The organism is Microbacterium sp. NPDC079176 (assembly GCF_040686675.1).
Lineage (GTDB): Bacteria > Actinomycetota > Actinomycetes > Actinomycetales > Microbacteriaceae > Microbacterium.
The window spans coordinates 388,807-405,605 of sequence record NZ_JBFBLM010000004.1 but is presented as its reverse complement, the minus strand read 5'-3'; the positions used below and the strand labels follow the sequence as shown (position 1 = coordinate 405,605).

Sequence of the window (16,799 nt, the reverse complement as noted above, 5' to 3'; positions counted from 1 at the left end):
ATCACTTCGGCGCGGAGCCCGAGACCGGTGACGGGTCCGGGATCTCGTCCGGCTTGTACTTCGGCAGCCGGGATGCAGGCAGGATCGCCACGGCACTGAGTCCCGCGAGCAGCAGCAGGCCGAGTCGCAGCGTCCCCAGACGCGACTCCTCGTTGACGGCCACCGCCGCGTCGACCTGCTCGGGCGTCGCATCCGTCTGCTCGAGTGCTGCGCGCAGGTCGTCGTTGCTGGCGAAGTTCAGGTTGTCCATGTCGACCTGCGCGACGAGCGACGGCGGCAGCTCGGGGTGCTCGACGACCGCGCGGCCGATGCTCACCCCGAGGAGCGAGACGAGGAGTGCGCCGGCCAGAGCGGTCCCGACCGCCGAGGCGAGATTCTGCGTGGTGCCGCGCAACGAGCCGACATCACCCGCGAGCTCAGCCGGCGCCGCGGTGACGAGCACGTTGAAGACGAGGGTCACGAGCGCACCCTGACCGATGCCGAACACGACCAGCCCGAGGATCGTCGGAAGCGTCTCCCAGTTGTTGTTCACCACGAAGGACAGCCAGACGAGCGCGACCGTGGTGAGGATGAAGCCGAAGACGCCGATGACCCGCGGCGGGTAGCGCTTGTAGAACCGGACGACGAGTGTGGCGGTGATGAACACGGTCAGGTTGAAAGGCATCATCGCGAGCGACGTGTCGAAGGGCGTCCTTCCCTGCACGATCTGGATGTACAGGGGGATGGTGAAGTTCACGCACGCCTCGAGCGCCACGACGATGAACATCGCGTACACGGCAGCGCGCTCCTTCGACGAGTCGAGGATGCTGAGGTCGATCAGCGGCACCTTGCCCTCGGCCATCCGACGGCGAGTCCAGACGAAGAAGCATTGACCGAGCACGATCCCGACGACGACGAAGGCGGGCGCAGGCGAGAGCCCGAGGATGTTGAAGGGTGCGGCCTCGGTCGCAGCGACGGCACCCCACCCGTTGAGGTTGTTGAAACCCAGGGTCAGAAGCACGATGGCCGCGCCGATGAGGAGCGACGCCACGAGGTCGATGCGGATCGACGCGTCTCCCCCATCACCTCGCAGCGTGAAGCTGAACGCGAAGACGACCACGGCGATGCCGAACACGATGAAGAACATCGGCCGCCATCCGACCAGGGTGCCGAGCGTGCCGCCGATGAGGAACGCGGTGACTCCCGAAATGGCTCGGGCGGACCCGATCGCACCGATCGCCGTCGCCTGCTGCGCGCCCCGATAGTTCTCGGCGATCAGCGCCACGATCGAGGGGACGATGATCGCTGCGGCGGCGCCGGCGACCGCCTGCCCCGCGATGGCCCAGCCCACGCTCGGGGACACGATCATCAGCACCGACGACGCGGCGAACAAGCCGATCACGATCCGGAAGATGAGGACCCAGCCGACCCGCTGACCGAGCTTCGCGCCGGTCATCACGAGGGCGGCCACGGCGAGGCCGTACATCACGATGGTGGTGCTGGCGACCGTCGGCGGCACGCCGAACTCACTGACCATGCCACCGAGGGATATCGGCAGGGCTGCCACGTTGAACGACATGAGCACCTGGGCGAGGAAGAGACTGACGAGCGGCATCCAGGAGGTCTTCGTGGATGCCGGAGAAGTGAGTGTCATGGCAGGGTCCTCTGAGCGGGAAAGGAGGTCAGTCCGTCGACCGAGCGGTCGGCGCGGGCGCGGAGGCGAACAGGTTCAGTCCGAGAGCGCGGGAGAGGTGACCGATGGCGAGCTGCGATCGCACGGAGTTTCCCGCCGCGTCGAGGCGCGGTGAGAATCCGGCGACGGCACCCTTGCCCGGCGCGACGGCGACGATCCCTCCTGCCACACCCGACTTGGCGGGCAGCCCGATCTCGAACAGCCACTCACCCGAGGCCTCGTAGAGGCCCGTGGATGCCACCACTGCGAGAGTGTCGCGGCAGACGTCCGCAGAGACCACCCGCTCGCCCGTGATCGGATTCACGCCGCCGTCGGCGAGCGTCGCCCCCATCACCGCGAGGTCGTGGGCCGTGACGCTGAGAGCGCACTGACGCGTGTAGACGTCGACGACCTCGTCGGGGTCGCCGACCAGCCGTCCGTAGCTGCGGAGCAGCCAGCCCATCGCCCGGTTGCGCTCGTTGGTCGCGGCTTCCGAGGCGTACACCACGCCGTCGAGGCTCAGCGCGCGGCCGGCGAAAGCAGAGAGCCCCTCGCGCACGCGCTCCCACTGCTCGACAGCCGTCTGCCCCGGCATCAGTGCCGTCGTCGCGATCGCACCGGCGTTGACCATCGGATTCATGGGGTGTCCGCCGTTGAGCTCGAGCGCCATCAGCGAGTTGAAGGCGAGGCCGGTGTTGTTGACGCCGACGATGTCGCGCACCCGCTCATGGCCGTGCTCCTGGATCGCCAGGGCGTAGACGAACATCTTCGAGATCGACTGGATCGAGAACGGATGCTGCGCATCCCCGGCGTCATGCAGGCCGCCGTCGACCTCGATGACCGCGAGACCGAACAGCTCGGGGTCGGCCTCGGCGAGCACCGGGATGTAGTCGGCGACCGCGCCGCCGTGGTCCTGCGCATACAGACGATGAGCCTCACGCACGAGCTGGTCGACCCTCTCCCACCCGGGCAGCCCACCCGTCGAGACCTGCTGCGGGATGCCAGCCAGCGCCGCGACGTCCATGCGTTCTCCTTCGAGTCCACGACCCCCCAGCCGTCATCGCTCACCGTAGTGCCAATGCGTCGCGCTGCCTAGGGCATGCAGTGCCCTGTTGCGACACATGTCCGGACACACCGAGACCCACCACCGCACGCAGGCGGGGTGGGTCTCGGAGGGAGGGTGTGCGGAGCTGCGGCTCAGTACCAGTTCACCGACTGGGAGTGGCCCCACGCACTGCAGGGGGTGCCGTAGACCGACGAGATGTACCCGAGGCCCCAGCGGATCTGAGTGGCCGCGTTGGTCTGCCAGTCGGACCCGGCTGACGCCATCTTGCTTCCGGGCAGAGCCTGCGGGATCCCCGTCGCGCCACCCGAGGCGTTGTACGCCTTGTAGTTCCAGCCGGACTCCTTGGTCCACAGCGAGTTCAGGCAGGAGAACTGGTCCTCGCCCCAGCCGTACTCGCTCGACGCGATGTCGCGAGCCGCGGCCTTCGCGCCGTCGACGGTGTTCGTCTGAGCGAGCGCCGCGGCTTCAGCCGCCGCCTGGGCCGCAGCCGCGTCCGCAGCGGCCTTCGCCTCCTGGGCTGCGACATAGGACGCCTGCAGCGCAGCGGTCTCCGCGACGATCTCGTCCGTTCCGGTGACTGCGTACGCGGTCAGGCTCGAGAGCTCTCTGTTCGAGAAGTCATCACGGTCCGCCAGCTGATCGACCCACGTGGTCACGTCAGCCGTGTCGACGCTCGAGGGTGCGGCGCCCAGATCGAGGCCCGATGCCGCGACCTCTGCGTTCAGCGCCTCAGCTGCCGCGACGGCATCCTGAGCGGCGACCATCGTGAGCGCCGAGTCATCCGCGCTCTTGGCCGGGGCGTCCGGCTCGCCGGTGACGAACGAGGTGACGCCTGCGACGGCGTCCGGCAGCTCGGCGCCGGCCGCGGGGGCGGACACGATGCCGACCGTCAGAGCGAGGCCGAGCACGCCTCCGGTGATCGTTCCGAGAATCAGTTTCGGGCGACGCGCCGTGATGGCGTTACGAGCTGTCGCCGCCGCGTGGGCGCGCCGAAGCGCACGGGTGGTGTGAAGCATTGGGTTCGACTTTCGGGTCGTCGTACGCCCGTCACAGGACACTCATCGGGAGATCGCCCCAGGCGCAAGGTAACGATTCTGCAACGGCACTCCTGGACGTTTCGTGAGAAAGGGGCCCTGTACCGCCGTTTCCGGCGGTACAGGGCCCCTTCTCTCAGACGATTCTCAGACGTTCGCGTCCTGGCGCTTCAGGCGAGCGGTCTCACGCGCACGAGTGTTCGCGTCGAGATTCACCTTGCGGATGCGGACGACCTCGGGCGTGACCTCGACGCATTCGTCGTCACGGGCGAACTCGAGGCTCTCCTCGAGCGTCAGCTGGCGCGGGGGCGTCATCGACTCGAAGGTGTCGGAGCTCGCCGCACGCATGTTGGTGAGCTTCTTCTCCTTCGTGATGTTGACGTCCATGTCGTCGGCGCGGGAGTTCTCGCCGATGACCATGCCCTCGTAGACCTCCTGCGTGGGCTGCACGAAGAACGACATGCGCTCCTGCAGGGCGATCATCGCGAACGGAGTCACGACGCCCTGACGGTCGGCCACGATCGAGCCGTTCTGACGGGTCGTGATGGAACCGGCCCACGGCTCGTAGCCGTGCGAGATCGCGTTCGCGATGCCGGTGCCTCGGGTCGTCGTGAGGAACTCGCTGCGGAACCCGATGAGACCGCGCGACGGGACGATGAACTCCATGCGCACCCAGCCGGTGCCGTGGTTCGTCATGTTCTCCATGCGGCCCTTGCGGTTCGCCAGAAGCTGCGTGATCGCGCCGAGGTGCTCCTCCGGCGTGTCGATCGTGAGGTGCTCGAACGGCTCGTACGTCTTGCCGTCGATCTTCTTCGTGACCACCTGCGGCTTGCCGACGGTGAGCTCGAAGCCCTCACGGCGCATGTTCTCGACGAGGATGGCCAGCGCCAGCTCTCCGCGGCCCTGCACCTCCCAGGCGTCCGGGCGTCCGATGTCGACGACCTTGAGCGAGACGTTGCCGATCAGCTCCTTGTCGAGACGGTCCTTGACCATGCGAGCGGTGAGCTTGTGACCCTTGACCTTGCCCATGAGCGGCGAGGTGTTGGTGCCGATCGTCATCGAGATGGCCGGGTCGTCGACGGTGATCGCGGGAAGCGGCCGGACATCCTCGGGGTCGGCGATCGTCTCGCCGATCGTGATGTTCTCGAAGCCGGCGATGGCGACGATGTCGCCCGGGCCCGCCGAATCGGCCGGGTAGCGCTCGAGCGCCCGCGTCTTGAGCAGCTCGGTGATGCGTGCGTTCTGGTGCGTGCCGTCAGCGCGGACCCAGGCGACCGTCTGGCCCTTCTTCAGCGTGCCGTTGAAGACGCGCAGCAGAGCGAGACGACCGAGGAAGGGGCTGGAGTCGAGGTTGGTGACCCAGGCCTGCAGCGGGTGCTCGTCGTCGTAGGCGGGAGCGGGGACGTGCTCGAGGATCGCCTCGAACAGCGGCTCGAGGTCGTCGTTGTCGGGCAGCGATCCGTCGGCGGGGCGGTTCTGCGAGGCCGCGCCGGCACGGCCGGACGCGTAGACGACGGGAACGTCGAGCAGGGCGTCGACATCGAGGTCGGGCACGTCGTCGACGAGGTCGGACGCGAGGCCGAGCAGCAGGTCGTGGGCCTCTTCCTCGACCTCGGCGATACGAGCGTCGGGACGGTCGGTCTTGTTGACCAGGAGGATGACGGGCAGCTTGGCCTCGAGAGCCTTGCGCAGCACGAAACGGGTCTGCGGGAGCGGGCCCTCGCTGGCGTCGACGAGCAGCACGACGCCGTCGACCATCGACAGGCCGCGCTCGACCTCACCACCGAAGTCGGCGTGGCCGGGGGTGTCGATCACGTTGATCGTGATCTCCTTGCCCTGAGCATGCTTGCCCTTGTAGGTGATCGCCGTGTTCTTGGCGAGGATCGTGATGCCCTTCTCGCGCTCGAGGTCGTTCGAGTCCATCGCGCGCTCATCGACGTGGGCGTGTTCGCCGAACGAGCCGGTCTGACGCAGCATGGCGTCGACGAGAGTGGTCTTGCCGTGGTCGACGTGCGCGACGATTGCGACGTTGCGGAGGTCAGAGCGAAGGGCGTGCGCCATGCAGATGTCCTAAAGAGTGAGGGGTTTTGCCGAGAAGCCGACGTTCCAGACTATCGTATTCGGGCGAGTCGTTCCTGAACGGCGAAGTACGACCTCGACCGTCGCGCCGGTGCGAGGGCTGTGCGATACCGTGGCCGCATGAGCGGCCACATGCACGACACCGACCTGGCCGCCGTGCAGAATCCTGCGACGCCACCCGCTCTGCTCGCAGAGATAGCCGCACGCCGGGGAGATCTGCATTCGCTCCTACTGCATCACCCCGCCTGCTACCCGCAGCTGCGCGAGTGGATACTCGCAGTCAATCCCGCGATCCGAGCGGCGATGGCTGCTCCAGCTCCAGCCCCTGTTCCGCGGCGAGGAAGGGGCGGGCTGTGCGCGCTCCTCGGTTGCGGTGGAATCGCTCTGCTGGGCTTCGCCCTCGTCGTGGTGCTCGTCGTCGCAGGGCTGTTTGCGTCCTCTTCGTCGCCGGAGCAGCCGGCAGCACAGGGAACCGGCTCCCGCTCCGAGTCGCTGGCGGCGTTCGATGCGGAGCGGAGCAGGTTCTATGAGCTCTATGCACAGATCGAGGCGAACCCGGTGGCTCCCCTGGTCGCGGACCTCATGACGTTCCGACGCCTGGAGGCGTCGATCTCGCAGCCCCCTGTCACCGACGCGTCGGTCGCTGACCATGCGAGCGAAGCCAAGGCCATCCGGCAGAGCCTCGAGCAGCGGATCGCCGACGCCGCCGCGCGACGAGCGAACGTCTCCGGTTCGGTCAGCGAGGCGATCGTCGACGAAGCCGGCCAGGGATTCATCGACATCGCATGGAACGCGGACACCGAGTGCGGGACCCCCGGAGAACCGGATGACGGAAGTGTGACGATCGGCTGCATCTCCGAGGAAACGCTGACGGTTCACCTTCTGCCTGAAGACCAGCTCGGCGGCGACACCGCCATCCGTCTGGTCGTTCTGCACGAGCTCTCGCACCTCTACATGCGAGCCGACAGCGATGCGAACGGGGCCGAGCTGGGGTCATCTGGCGTCCTCGTCGAGCAGGGGCACTTTCAGGGGAACAGCGAGGTGTTCGCCGACTGCTACGCACTGACCTATCTGGATCTGTGGACCCTGACCTTCGACGGTCGAGACTACGGCTACGACTACATCTGCACAGCCGAAGAGCGACAGCTCATGCGCACGTGGGCTGTCGAAGTGCACGCGCCCATGCCATAGCAGTGCCAGCCGCGCGAGTACGATCGGTGATGCCATGAGCCTCCCCTCGAACGCCCCATCCCCGAGAGCACGCCTGTGGTGGGAGATCGCGATCGTGCTGGCTCTCGGGCTCGGGCAGTCCGCGGTGTACGCGATCGTGCAGCTGGCCTACCGACTCACCGACGAGACGCCTCTCGCCGATCAGACGGCCGCGCTCAATCCGTCCCGCAGCGATCGGGAGATCTTCGACCTGGTCTATCAGGTCCTCTCGATCGGATTCTCGATCGTCCCGGTGCTGCTCGTCTGCTTCCTGCTCTGGCAGTCGTCGAGGCCGCACCTCGGCAGGCTCGGCCTCGACGGGACCCGCGTGGGTGCCGACATCGGGCGGGGCGCACTGCTCGTCGCGGCGATCGGCATCCCGGGGATCGGGCTCTACCTGGCCGGAAGAGCCATGGGGATCTTCGTCGCGGTCGACCCCTCGGGCCAGGGCGCCCACTGGTGGACCGTGCCGATCCTCCTTCTCGCGGCAGCCCGTGCATCGCTCCAGGAGGAGTTCGTGGTGCTGGGATATCTGTTCGCCCGTCTGAAGCAGCTCGGGTGGGGCCCGTGGACCGTCATCCTGACGACGTCACTGCTGCGCGCGAGCTACCACCTCTACCAGGGGCCCGGCGCCTTCATCGGCAACTTCGCGATGGGCCTGCTCTTCGGATGGCTGTTCCAGCGCAGCGGACGGCTCATGCCGTTCCTCGTCGCGCACTTCCTGATCGACGCGACCGTGTTCGTCGGCTACCCGTGGGCTGCGGCGACCTGGCCGGCGCTGTTCGGGTTGCCCGGCTGAGAGCCGAGGCGGGGTCAGCCGTTCGCGATCAGGATCGACGCCACGGCCCAGAGCACGATGACACCGAGGGCGATGAGCGCCCGATAGTCCCACGTGCGGCGGATCGGCGCGTCCGCACCGGAGAGAGCAGCCTGCCAGCGGTCACGGACGTCGGTGAGGTCGCGGAGCGCGACAGGGGCCTTGGCCTCGTCGTCGCCGGTCGCGCGTCGCACGGGCCGCGCTCGAGCCGGCCCTCCGTAGCTCGACAGGTCGGTGCCGTCGTCGAGCGAGAAGACAAGCTGCCAGCGCAGGTCGACGTCGCGCACGCGGCTCCAGCCGAACGACGTGCGACGCAGCATGTTCTGCACCATCGCTCCCTGGTCGTCGATGCGGACGACCGAGACGAACGCGATCTCGTAGACCACCCAGAGTCCGAGCAGCACCCAGGGTGCGAGCAGGAGCATCTGGCCCCAGCCGGCGCGTACGACGGCGTCGCCGAGCAGGAAGATCGCGAGCAGCGAGCACAGCACGAGGGAGACAGGCCCGGAGGCCGCACGGAAAGTCCGTGCGGCCTCCGGTCGAGGGTCGATGCTCACTCTCAGTGACCGCCGAGGGTGATGGTCGCCCCGGGGATCGCCTTGAGCAGACGATCGGTGTACTCCTGCTGGGGATTCGCGAAGATCTCGTCGACAGTGCCCTGCTCGACGATCTTGCCCTTCTCCATGACGCACACCAGATCGCTCGACACTCGGACGACCGCGAGGTCGTGAGTGATGAACAGGTAGGTGAGCCCGAGCTCCGACTGGAGCTCGGCCAGCAGCTGCAGCACCTGATCCTGCACCAGCACGTCGAGCGCCGACACCGCCTCGTCGAGGACGATGATGTCGGGCTTGAGCGCGAGAGCGCGTGCGATCGCGACACGCTGACGCTGACCGCCCGAGAGCTCGTTCGGATAGCGGGTCGCGAGGACGCGCGGAAGCGAGACCTGGTCGAGCAGCTCCTCGACCCGCTCGCGCTGCGAGGCGCGATCGCCGACGCCGTGGATCTGCATCGGCTCGGCGATCGTGTTGCCGATGTTGCGCAGTGGATCGAGCGAGCCGTACGGGTCCTGGAAGACCGGCTGCATGCGCCGACGCAGACCGAACGCCTGCGCATTCGACAGCCTCGACACATCCTGCCCGTCGATCTCGATGGTTCCGCTGGTCGGCTCTTCGAGCTTCAGCACCATCTTGGCGACCGTGGACTTGCCAGAGCCCGACTCGCCCACGAGCGCGAGCGTCTTGCCGCGAGGGATCTCGAAGGACACGTCGTCGACAGCGCGGAACGCTTCACTGCGGAAGTTCCCCTGGCGGATCCGGTAGTCCTTCGTGAGTCCGGCGACGCGCACCGTCGGCGGGATGTCGGCGAGGTCGTCGAGCGTCTCGATCCCCCGGTCCTCCACCACCGCCTGGATGCGCTGCGATGCGACGCTGGGCGCCGCGGCGACCAGTCGCTTCGTGTACGGGTGCTGCGGGTTCTCGAGGATCTCGCGGCTGGGACCGGACTCGACGATGTTGCCGCCGTTCATCACGATGATCTTGTCCGCCCGCTCGGCTGCGAGACCGAGATCGTGTGTGATCAGGAGCACCGAGGTGCCCTTGTCACGGGTGAGCGACGCCATGTGGTCGAGGATCACGCGCTGCACAGTGACGTCGAGAGCCGAGGTCGGCTCGTCGGCGATGAGCAGCTTGGGGTCGGCCGCGAGGCCCATCCCGATCAGCGCGCGCTGGCGCATGCCTCCCGAGAACTGGTGCGGGAACTGGTGCAGACGCTTCTCGGCGTCGGCGAGTCCGGCCTGCTGCAGCACCTCGACGGTGCGCGCCTTGGCCGCGTCGCGCCCCTGGGCGATGCCGTTCGCACGGATCGCCTCCTTCACCTGGAAGCCGATGCTCCAGACGGGGTTGAGATTCGACATCGGGTCCTGCGGCACGAAGCCGATGTCCCGGCCTCGGACGGCCTCGATCTCGCGACGGTTGAGCGTCGTGAGCTCACGCCCCTCGAGGGTGATCGATCCCGCGGTGACCTGGCCGGTGCCGGGCAGCAGGTTCACGATGGCCGTGGCCGTCGTGGACTTGCCCGAGCCCGACTCGCCCACGATCGCGACGGTCTCTCCGGGCATGACGTCGAAGCTCACTCCGTGGAGCACTTCGCGCAGACCCTCCTGCGTGCGGAACGCGACGCTCAGGTCGCGGATGCTCAGCAGCGGGACCTGTTCGGTGATTCGCTCGCTCATCGGCGTGCCCTCGCCTTCGGGTCGAGGGCGTCTCGGATGAGCTCGCCCAGGGTGACGAACGCCAGCACCGCGAGGGTGAGGGCGATCGACGGATAGATGAGCGCCATCGGCGCGACACGCAGCGATGCCTGAGCCTTCGCGATGTCATTTCCCCACGACATCACGTCGCTGCCGAGACCCACCCCGAGGAACGAGAGCGTCGCTTCCGCGACGATCGCGGCGGCGAGGCCGAGCGTCGAGACGACGAGCAGCGGAGCGATGGCGTTCGGGACCACGTGGTTCAGGAGGATCTTGAACTTCGACTGACCGAGCGCCTGCGACGCCATCACGAAGTCCGCCTGACGCACGCGGAGCACCTCGGCCCGCACGACGCGAGCCGTGGACGCCCAGGCGAACGCTCCGATGGCGAACGCGAGCGTCCACACCGAACGGGAATCCCGGAACACGGTCATCACGACGACGGCCGCGAGGATGTACGGGATGGCGAAGAAGATGTCGCCGATGCGCGAGAGCACCGAGTCGAGCCATCCGCCGTAGAAGCCCGCGAGAGCTCCCATGATCAGGCCGAGAACGGACGAGATCAGCGTCGCGATGAGGCCGACGGCCAGCGACGTCTGAGCACCCCAGACGATGCGCGCATAGATGTCGCAGCCCTGGAACGTGAACCCGAGCGGGTGTCCGTCCGTCGGACCGCCGTTGCTGTTCGACAGCTGGCAGTCGTTGTTCGGCGGCGTCGCGGTGAACAGAGTCGGCCACAGCGCCATCACGAGGAAGAACAGCGCGAGGACGACCGAGAACCAGAACAGCGGACGACGACGCAGGTCGAACCAGGCGTCACGCCAGAGGTTGCTGGGCTTGTCCGAGATCCGAACGGCGTCGACCGCGATCGACTCCGTCTCGATCGGAGCGACGTAGTGCTTCTGAGATGTGGGATCAGGCATAGCGAATCCTCGGGTCGAGCAGACCGTAGAGCAGGTCGATGAGAAGGTTCACCAACACGTACAGGATGACGAACACGGTCACGAACGAGACGACCGTGGGTCCCTCGCCGCGCTGGATCGCCTGGAAGAGCGTGTTTCCCACACCGGGGACGTTGAAGATGCCCTCGGTGACGGTGGCGCCCACGAGCAGCACGCCGAAGTTCGTGGCGGAGTTCGTGATCACCGGGATCAGGGAGTTGCGCAGCACGTGCACGGGCAGCACGCGGTTGCGCGAGAGGCCCTTGCTGTACGCCGTGCGCACCCAGTCCTGGTTCAGGGTCTCGATGACCGAGCTGCGCATGAGACGCATGCTCACTGCATAGAGGCTGAAACCGAGCACGATCGCCGGCAGCCACAGCCCGCCCCAGTCGTTGTCCGCACCCACCGTGGGCTTGAACCAGCCGAGCTGGATCGCGAGGAAGTACTGCGCGAGGAACGCCACCACGAAGATCGGGATCGCGATCGCGACCAGCGCCACGACGAGCGAGACGTTGTCGAACAGCTTGCCCTTGCGCAGCGCCGAGATGGTGCCGATGACGATGGCGAGCACGAACTCGATGGCGATGGCCATCACTGCGAGTCGGCCGGTGACAGGAAGCGTGGCGGCGAGCACAGCCGAGACCGGGCGGCCCGAGTAGGTCGTGCCCAGGTCGCCCTGGAAGACGCCGGTGATGTAGTACCAGTACTGCACGATGAACGGCTGGTCCAGGTGGTATTGCGCGCGCAGCTGCTCGACGACCGCCGGGTTGGGCGTCTTGTCGCCGAACAGGGCGAGGATCGGGTCGCCGGGCATGGCGAACACGAGGAAGTAAATGAGCAGGGTGGCTCCGAAGAAGACCGGGATCACCTGCAGGAGACGTCTCAGAATGTAACCGAGCATCCGCTTGTCCCTTCTTGAGGGGAAAGAAAGCTACGTGAACACAAGCCTGTGAGGCGGTGACGAAGAATCGTCACCGCCTCACAGGTGAAGTGCCGTCAGACTTACTCGCCGGCCTTCGTGATCTCGTAGTACAGCGGAACCGAGTTCCAGCCGAACGTGACGTTGTCGACGTTCTCGCTGAAGCCACCGGTCACGTTCGAGTACCACAGCGGGATCGCGGGAAGGTCCTGGAACAGGACCTCCTGCGCCTTGGTGAAGTCCTCGATCTGAGCCTCGGCGTCGGGGTTGCTGATGCCGGCGGAGATGAGCTCGTCGAACTCGGGGTTCGTGTAGTCACCGTCGTTGGAGCCTGCGCCGGTGGCGTAGAGCGGTCCGAGGAAGTTGTACAGACCCGGGTAGTCGGCCTGCCAGCCCGAGCGCGCAGCCGTGGTGATGGTGCGGTCGTTGATCTTCGTGCGAAGGTCCTGGAAGGTCGGGTACGGGTCACCCGATGCCTCGATGCCGAGCGTGTTCTTGATGCTGTTGCTCACCGCGTCGACCCAGGCGTCGTGGCCGCCGTCGGAGTTGTACGCGATCTTGAACTCGCCGTCCCACGGTGCGATGGCGTCGGCCTCAGCCCACAGCTCCTTCGCCTTCTCGGGGTCGAAGTCGAGGACCTCGCTGCCGGGAACCGAGTCGGACCAGCCGTCGATGACCGGAGAGGTGAAGTCGGATGCCGGGGTGCGGGTGCCCGAGAAGATCGTCTCGGTGATCTCCTCGCGGTTGATCGCCATCGACAGCGCCTGACGACGCAGCTGGCCCTCTTCGCCGCTGAAGTGCGGGAGGAACTGGCCGATGGTGAAGGACTGGAACACAGCGGAGGGCTGGTTCACAGCACGGTCGCCGAGCTCGTCGGTGAAGACCGGGAGCGAGTTCGTCGGGATCGCGTCGATGACGTCGACCTCGTTCGACAGCAGGTCGGCGTATGCGGCCTCCTGCGTGGCGTAGAACTTGATGGTCAGACCGCCGTTGGCGGCCTGACGGCCACCGTCGTAGTCGTCGTTGCGGACGAGGTCGATCTGGACGTCGTGCTGCCACGCGTCTTCGCCGTCGATCATGTACGGACCGTTGCCGATCGGGTTCTGACCGAACGCTTCCATGTCCTCGAACGCGACGTCGGGGAGCGGGTAGAAGGCCGAGTAGCCGAGACGCAGAGCGAAGTCGGATGCCGGCTTGTTCAGCGCGATCGTGAAGGTGTAGTCATCGACCTGCTTGAGACCCGTGAGCTCGGAGTCGGTGTCGTAGCTGAAGCCCTCGATGTCCTCGAAGAAGTAGCTGGAGAGGTGAGCGTTCGACGCCTTGGCGCCCTCGTTCCACGCCTTGATGAAGTTGTCGGCGGTGACTTCTTCACCGTCGGTGAAGGTCAGGCCTTCCTTGATCTTGACGGTGAGGTTCTGCGGGTCCTCCGTGGTGATCTCCTCAGCCACGTCGTTGACGGGCTTGCCGTCGGCGTCGTAGTAGATCAGACCGGCGAAGATCTCGTCGAGGATCTTTCCGCCGCCCACCTCGTTGGTGTTGGTGGGGATCAGCGGGTTCTCGGGCTCCGAGCCGTTCGTGGTGATGATGGCGTCGGCGTCGGTGTTCGCACCGGAGCCGCCGTCGCCTTCATTGCCGCTTCCACCGCTCGCGCAGCCCGCGAGCGCCAGGGCGCCGATCGCGAACAGCGCAGTGCCCGCAAGGGCGATCTTGTTGCGCTTCACTTTGTGTCCTCCTGTGGACGGGTATTCATCAGACTGCGCGCTCATCGTCGAACGCGTAGGGATAGTTGACTGTAACCCGCGGTTTCGCGGACGCTGCTCTCGGCTAATGAACCGTTACTGAGTGGTGACCAACTGAAACATCCCCGAAACACGCGGAAATGCACGGAAACGAGTGACGGCGTCGTGTCCGCATGGACACGACGCCGTCACCCCTCAGGATTCGGTTCAGGCGAACGCCTCGATCGGCGGGCAGGCGCACACGAGGTTGCGGTCACCGTACGCCTGGTCGATGCGGCGCACGGGCGGCCAGTACTTGCCTGCCACCAGAGCGTGCACCGGATAGGCGGCGTCTTCACGGCTGTAGGCGTGCTCCCACTCCCCCGCGATCAGCGAGACTGCGGTGTGCGGAGCGTTGACGAGAGGGTTGTCGTCCGCGGGCCAGCGCCCGGCGGCGACGGCATCCGCTTCGGCCTTGATCATGATCATGGCCTCGATGAACCGCTCGATCTCGCCGAGGTCCTCGGACTCGGTGGGTTCCACCATCAGAGTCCCCGCGACCGGGAACGACATGGTCGGTGCGTGGAAGCCGAAGTCGATCAGTCGCTTGGCGACGTCGTCGACGGTGATCCCGGTCTCCTCGCGAAGCGGACGCAGGTCGAGGATGCACTCGTGCGCCACCCGGCCGTCCTCCCCCGCGTACAGCACGGGGAAGTGCTCGCCCAGGCGCGCGGCGATGTAGTTCGCGGACAGCACCGCGGCCGCGGTCGCGTGACGGAGGCCGTCGGCGCCCATCATCCGCACATAGGACCAGGAGATCGGCAGGATGCCCGCAGATCCGTACGGTGCCGCCGAAACCGCGCCGCCTTCGAAGACGAATCCGCCCGCATGCTCCGCCCGCTGCGCGAGCGGGTGCGACGGCAGGTGGGCCGCGAGGTGCGCCTTGGCTGCGACGGGGCCCACACCGGGGCCGCCGCCGCCGTGCGGGATCGCGAACGTCTTGTGCAGGTTGAGGTGCGAGACGTCGCCGCCGAGATCGCCAAACCGGGCGTAGCCGAGCAGCGCGTTGAGGTTCGCACCGTCCACGTACACCTGGCCGCCGGCGTCGTGCACCGCGGTCGTGATCTCGACCACGTCCTGCTCGTAGACGCCATGCGTCGACGGGTAGGTGATCATCAGCGCCGAGAGCTCGTCGGCGTGCGCCGCGATCTTCGCCCGCAGGTCGTCGAGGTCGACGTTCCCGAGCTCATCGCACGCCACGACGACGACCTTCATTCCGGCGAGCACCGCGGAGGCCGCGTTGGTGCCGTGCGCGGACGACGGGATCAGGCACACCGTGCGCTGCGTGTCGCCGTTCGCGAGGTGGTATCCGCGGATGGCGAGAAGGCCGGCCAGCTCGCCCTGCGAGCCGGCGTTCGGCTGCAGCGAGACGGCGTCGTACCCCGTGACCTCGGCGAGCCACGCTTCGAGCTGCGTGATCATGTCGAGATACCCCGCGACATCGGATGCCGGCGCGAACGGGTGGATGCCCGCGAACTCCGGCCACGTGATCGACGCCATCTCGGTCGCCGCGTTGAGCTTCATCGTGCAGGACCCGAGCGGGATCATGCCGCGGTCGAGCGCATAGTCACGATCGGCGAGGCTCTTGAGATAGCGCATCATCGCCGTCTCGCTGCGGTGCGCGTGGAAGACGGGGTGCGTGAGGTACTCGTCCTGACGGAGCAGATCGCCGGGGAGGCCGCCCTGCGAACCGGAGCCGAAGAATCCGAATGCGCGCTCCCGGGCACCGCCGAAGACCTGAGCGACCTGATGGAGCTCGGCGACCGTCGTGGTCTCGTCGATCGAGATGCCGATCGTGTCGGCATCCGCGGCGTGCAGCAGGATGCCGAAACCGTGATGGGCCTGCTCCACGAACTCGGCAGCGCGCCCCGGCACCCGCACCTGGAGGGTGTCGAAGAACGAGTCGTGCACGACGTCCGCACCCGCATCGGCGAGCCAGTCGCGCAGCATCGCGGTCTTGGCCGCGACCTCCCGGGCGATCGCCTTCAGTCCATCGGGACCGTGGTAGACGGCGTACATCGACGCCATCACGGCGAGCAGCACCTGAGCGGTGCAGATGTTGCTCGTCGCCTTCTCGCGGCGGATGTGCTGCTCGCGGGTCTGCAGCGACAGCCGATACGCCGGCTTGCCGTCGGCATCGACAGAGACGCCGACGAGACGGCCGGGCAGCTGACGTTCGAGCCCTGCGCGCACAGCCATGTAGCCCGCGTGCGGGCCTCCGAAGCCGATCGGCACGCCGAAGCGCTGCGTCGTCCCGACCGCGACATCGGCCCCGAGCGAGCCGGGCGACGCGATGAGGGTGAGCGCGAGGAGGTCGGCCGCGACGACGGCGAGCCCGCCCGCGAGGTGCGCCGCATCGATCACGGCCGCCGGGTTCCAGACTCGCCCGGAGGCCCCCGGGTACTGCACGAAGACGCCGAACAGCTCGGCGGGCAGCTCTTCACCCGCCGCGAAGTCGACGGACACCAGTTCGATGCCCACGGCCTCGGCACGGGTCTCGAGCAGTGCCTTCGTCTGCGGGAACGCGTCGGCGTCGACGGCGAAGACGTTCGACGCCTTCTTCGACGCGCGGCGTGCCAGCAGCATCCCCTCGACCACAGCGGTCGATTCGTCGAGCATCGACGCGTTCGCGGTGGTCAGGCCGGTCAGTTCGGCGACCATCGTCTGGAAGTTGATGAGTGCTTCGAGGCGACCCTGCGAGATCTCGGGCTGGTACGGCGTGTACGCGGTGTACCACGACGGATTCTCGAGCACATTGCGCTGGATCACCTGAGGGGTGATCGTGCCGTAGTACCCGAGACCGATCATCGGCCGGTTCACCGTGTTGCGGGACGCGAGCGCTCGCAGCTCGGCGAGCGCCTCGGTCTCGCTCGCTGCGCGCGGGATCACGGACTCCGTGGAGGCGGGGGTGAAGATCGAAGCGGGCACGGCCTGACGCATCAGCGCCTCGACCGGGCTCCAGTCCTCGAGCTTCGACTCGACGCCCAGCGTGTCGAGCATCTGGCGCTGGGCGGCGGCGGTGGTTCCGATATGACGATCGGCGAAAGAGACCAC

At 67.1% G+C, this 16,799-nt stretch carries 12 protein-coding genes; 2 read left to right on the top strand and 10 right to left on the bottom strand.

What is annotated here, in order from left to right:
* Position 1 precedes the first annotated feature (1 nt).
* From AB0P11_RS12325 to typA, 4 genes are all read right to left on the bottom strand, one after another.
* Positions 2–1,633, bottom strand: a complete 1,632-nt coding sequence (locus tag AB0P11_RS12325; RefSeq protein WP_363522206.1) for an MFS transporter — start codon at positions 1,631–1,633, stop codon at positions 2–4.
* A gap of 28 nt (positions 1,634–1,661) precedes the next feature.
* On the bottom strand, positions 1,662–2,675 hold the full coding sequence (glsA, locus tag AB0P11_RS12320; RefSeq protein ID WP_053095570.1) for a glutaminase A: 1,014 nt from the start codon (positions 2,673–2,675) through the stop codon (positions 1,662–1,664).
* 173 nt (positions 2,676–2,848) lie between these two features.
* Positions 2,849–3,733 carry a phospholipase gene (locus AB0P11_RS12315; RefSeq protein WP_187249386.1) on the bottom strand — a complete coding sequence of 295 codons (885 nt, stop codon included), beginning with the start codon at positions 3,731–3,733 and terminating at the stop codon, positions 2,849–2,851.
* Between the two features lie 165 nt (positions 3,734–3,898).
* The gene (gene typA / locus AB0P11_RS12310) at positions 3,899–5,812 is read right to left on the bottom strand and encodes a translational GTPase TypA (protein WP_053095568.1); all 1,914 of its coding nucleotides are present in this window, start codon (positions 5,810–5,812) and stop codon (positions 3,899–3,901) included.
* 138 nt (positions 5,813–5,950) lie between these two features.
* On the opposite strand from typA, the gene AB0P11_RS12305 reads away from it, so the two are divergent.
* Both AB0P11_RS12305 and AB0P11_RS12300 read left to right on the top strand, forming a co-directional pair.
* Positions 5,951–7,021, top strand: a complete 1,071-nt coding sequence (locus tag AB0P11_RS12305) for a hypothetical protein (RefSeq protein WP_157538134.1) — start codon at positions 5,951–5,953, stop codon at positions 7,019–7,021.
* A 34-nt stretch (positions 7,022–7,055) separates the two neighbouring features.
* Positions 7,056–7,838, top strand: a complete 783-nt coding sequence (locus AB0P11_RS12300; RefSeq protein WP_363522202.1) for a type II CAAX endopeptidase family protein — start codon at positions 7,056–7,058, stop codon at positions 7,836–7,838.
* Positions 7,839–7,852: 14 nt separating this feature from the next.
* On the opposite strand, the gene AB0P11_RS12295 is transcribed toward AB0P11_RS12300, so the two are convergent.
* The 6 genes from AB0P11_RS12295 to gcvP all read right to left on the bottom strand — a co-directional run bounded on the left by AB0P11_RS12295 (position 7,853) and on the right by gcvP (position 16,799).
* On the bottom strand, positions 7,853–8,413 hold the full coding sequence (locus AB0P11_RS12295; RefSeq protein ID WP_295104154.1) for a PH domain-containing protein: 561 nt from the start codon (positions 8,411–8,413) through the stop codon (positions 7,853–7,855).
* A gap of 2 nt (positions 8,414–8,415) precedes the next feature.
* Positions 8,416–10,089 (bottom strand): ABC transporter ATP-binding protein, encoded by a 1,674-nt coding sequence (locus AB0P11_RS12290; protein ID WP_053095566.1) that lies wholly within the window; start codon positions 10,087–10,089, stop codon positions 8,416–8,418.
* Complete coding sequence (locus AB0P11_RS12285) at positions 10,086–11,030, bottom strand: ABC transporter permease (protein ID WP_053095565.1); 945 nt, start codon at positions 11,028–11,030, stop codon at positions 10,086–10,088. Before AB0P11_RS12285 ends, AB0P11_RS12290 begins: the two co-directional genes overlap by 4 nt.
* The gene (locus tag AB0P11_RS12280; RefSeq protein ID WP_053095564.1) at positions 11,023–11,949 is read right to left on the bottom strand and encodes an ABC transporter permease; all 927 of its coding nucleotides are present in this window, start codon (positions 11,947–11,949) and stop codon (positions 11,023–11,025) included. Before AB0P11_RS12280 ends, AB0P11_RS12285 begins: the two co-directional genes overlap by 8 nt.
* A gap of 101 nt (positions 11,950–12,050) precedes the next feature.
* A complete protein-coding gene (locus tag AB0P11_RS12275) occupies positions 12,051–13,688 on the bottom strand; it encodes an ABC transporter substrate-binding protein (RefSeq protein ID WP_150115049.1) in 1,638 nt (545 codons plus the stop codon).
* Positions 13,689–13,913: 225 nt separating this feature from the next.
* Complete coding sequence (gene gcvP, locus AB0P11_RS12270; RefSeq protein WP_072590996.1) at positions 13,914–16,799, bottom strand: aminomethyl-transferring glycine dehydrogenase; 2,886 nt, start codon at positions 16,797–16,799, stop codon at positions 13,914–13,916.

What these genes read in the sequence shown, in the direction of transcription:
- AB0P11_RS12325 (WP_363522206.1), bottom strand. Translation starts at nt 1,633, where the DNA reads ATGACACTCACTTCTCCGGCATCCACGAAGACCTCCTGGATGCCGCTC.
- glsA (WP_053095570.1), bottom strand. Translation starts at nt 2,675, where the DNA reads ATGGACGTCGCGGCGCTGGCTGGCATCCCGCAGCAGGTCTCGACGGGT.
- AB0P11_RS12315 (WP_187249386.1), bottom strand. Translation starts at nt 3,733, where the DNA reads ATGCTTCACACCACCCGTGCGCTTCGGCGCGCCCACGCGGCGGCGACA.
- typA (WP_053095568.1), bottom strand. Translation starts at nt 5,812, where the DNA reads ATGGCGCACGCCCTTCGCTCTGACCTCCGCAACGTCGCAATCGTCGCG.
- AB0P11_RS12305 (WP_157538134.1), top strand. Translation starts at nt 5,951, where the DNA reads ATGAGCGGCCACATGCACGACACCGACCTGGCCGCCGTGCAGAATCCT.
- AB0P11_RS12300 (WP_363522202.1), top strand. Translation starts at nt 7,056, where the DNA reads ATGAGCCTCCCCTCGAACGCCCCATCCCCGAGAGCACGCCTGTGGTGG.
- AB0P11_RS12290 (WP_053095566.1), bottom strand. Translation starts at nt 10,089, where the DNA reads ATGAGCGAGCGAATCACCGAACAGGTCCCGCTGCTGAGCATCCGCGAC.
- AB0P11_RS12285 (WP_053095565.1), bottom strand. Translation starts at nt 11,030, where the DNA reads ATGCCTGATCCCACATCTCAGAAGCACTACGTCGCTCCGATCGAGACG.
- AB0P11_RS12280 (WP_053095564.1), bottom strand. Translation starts at nt 11,949, where the DNA reads ATGCTCGGTTACATTCTGAGACGTCTCCTGCAGGTGATCCCGGTCTTC.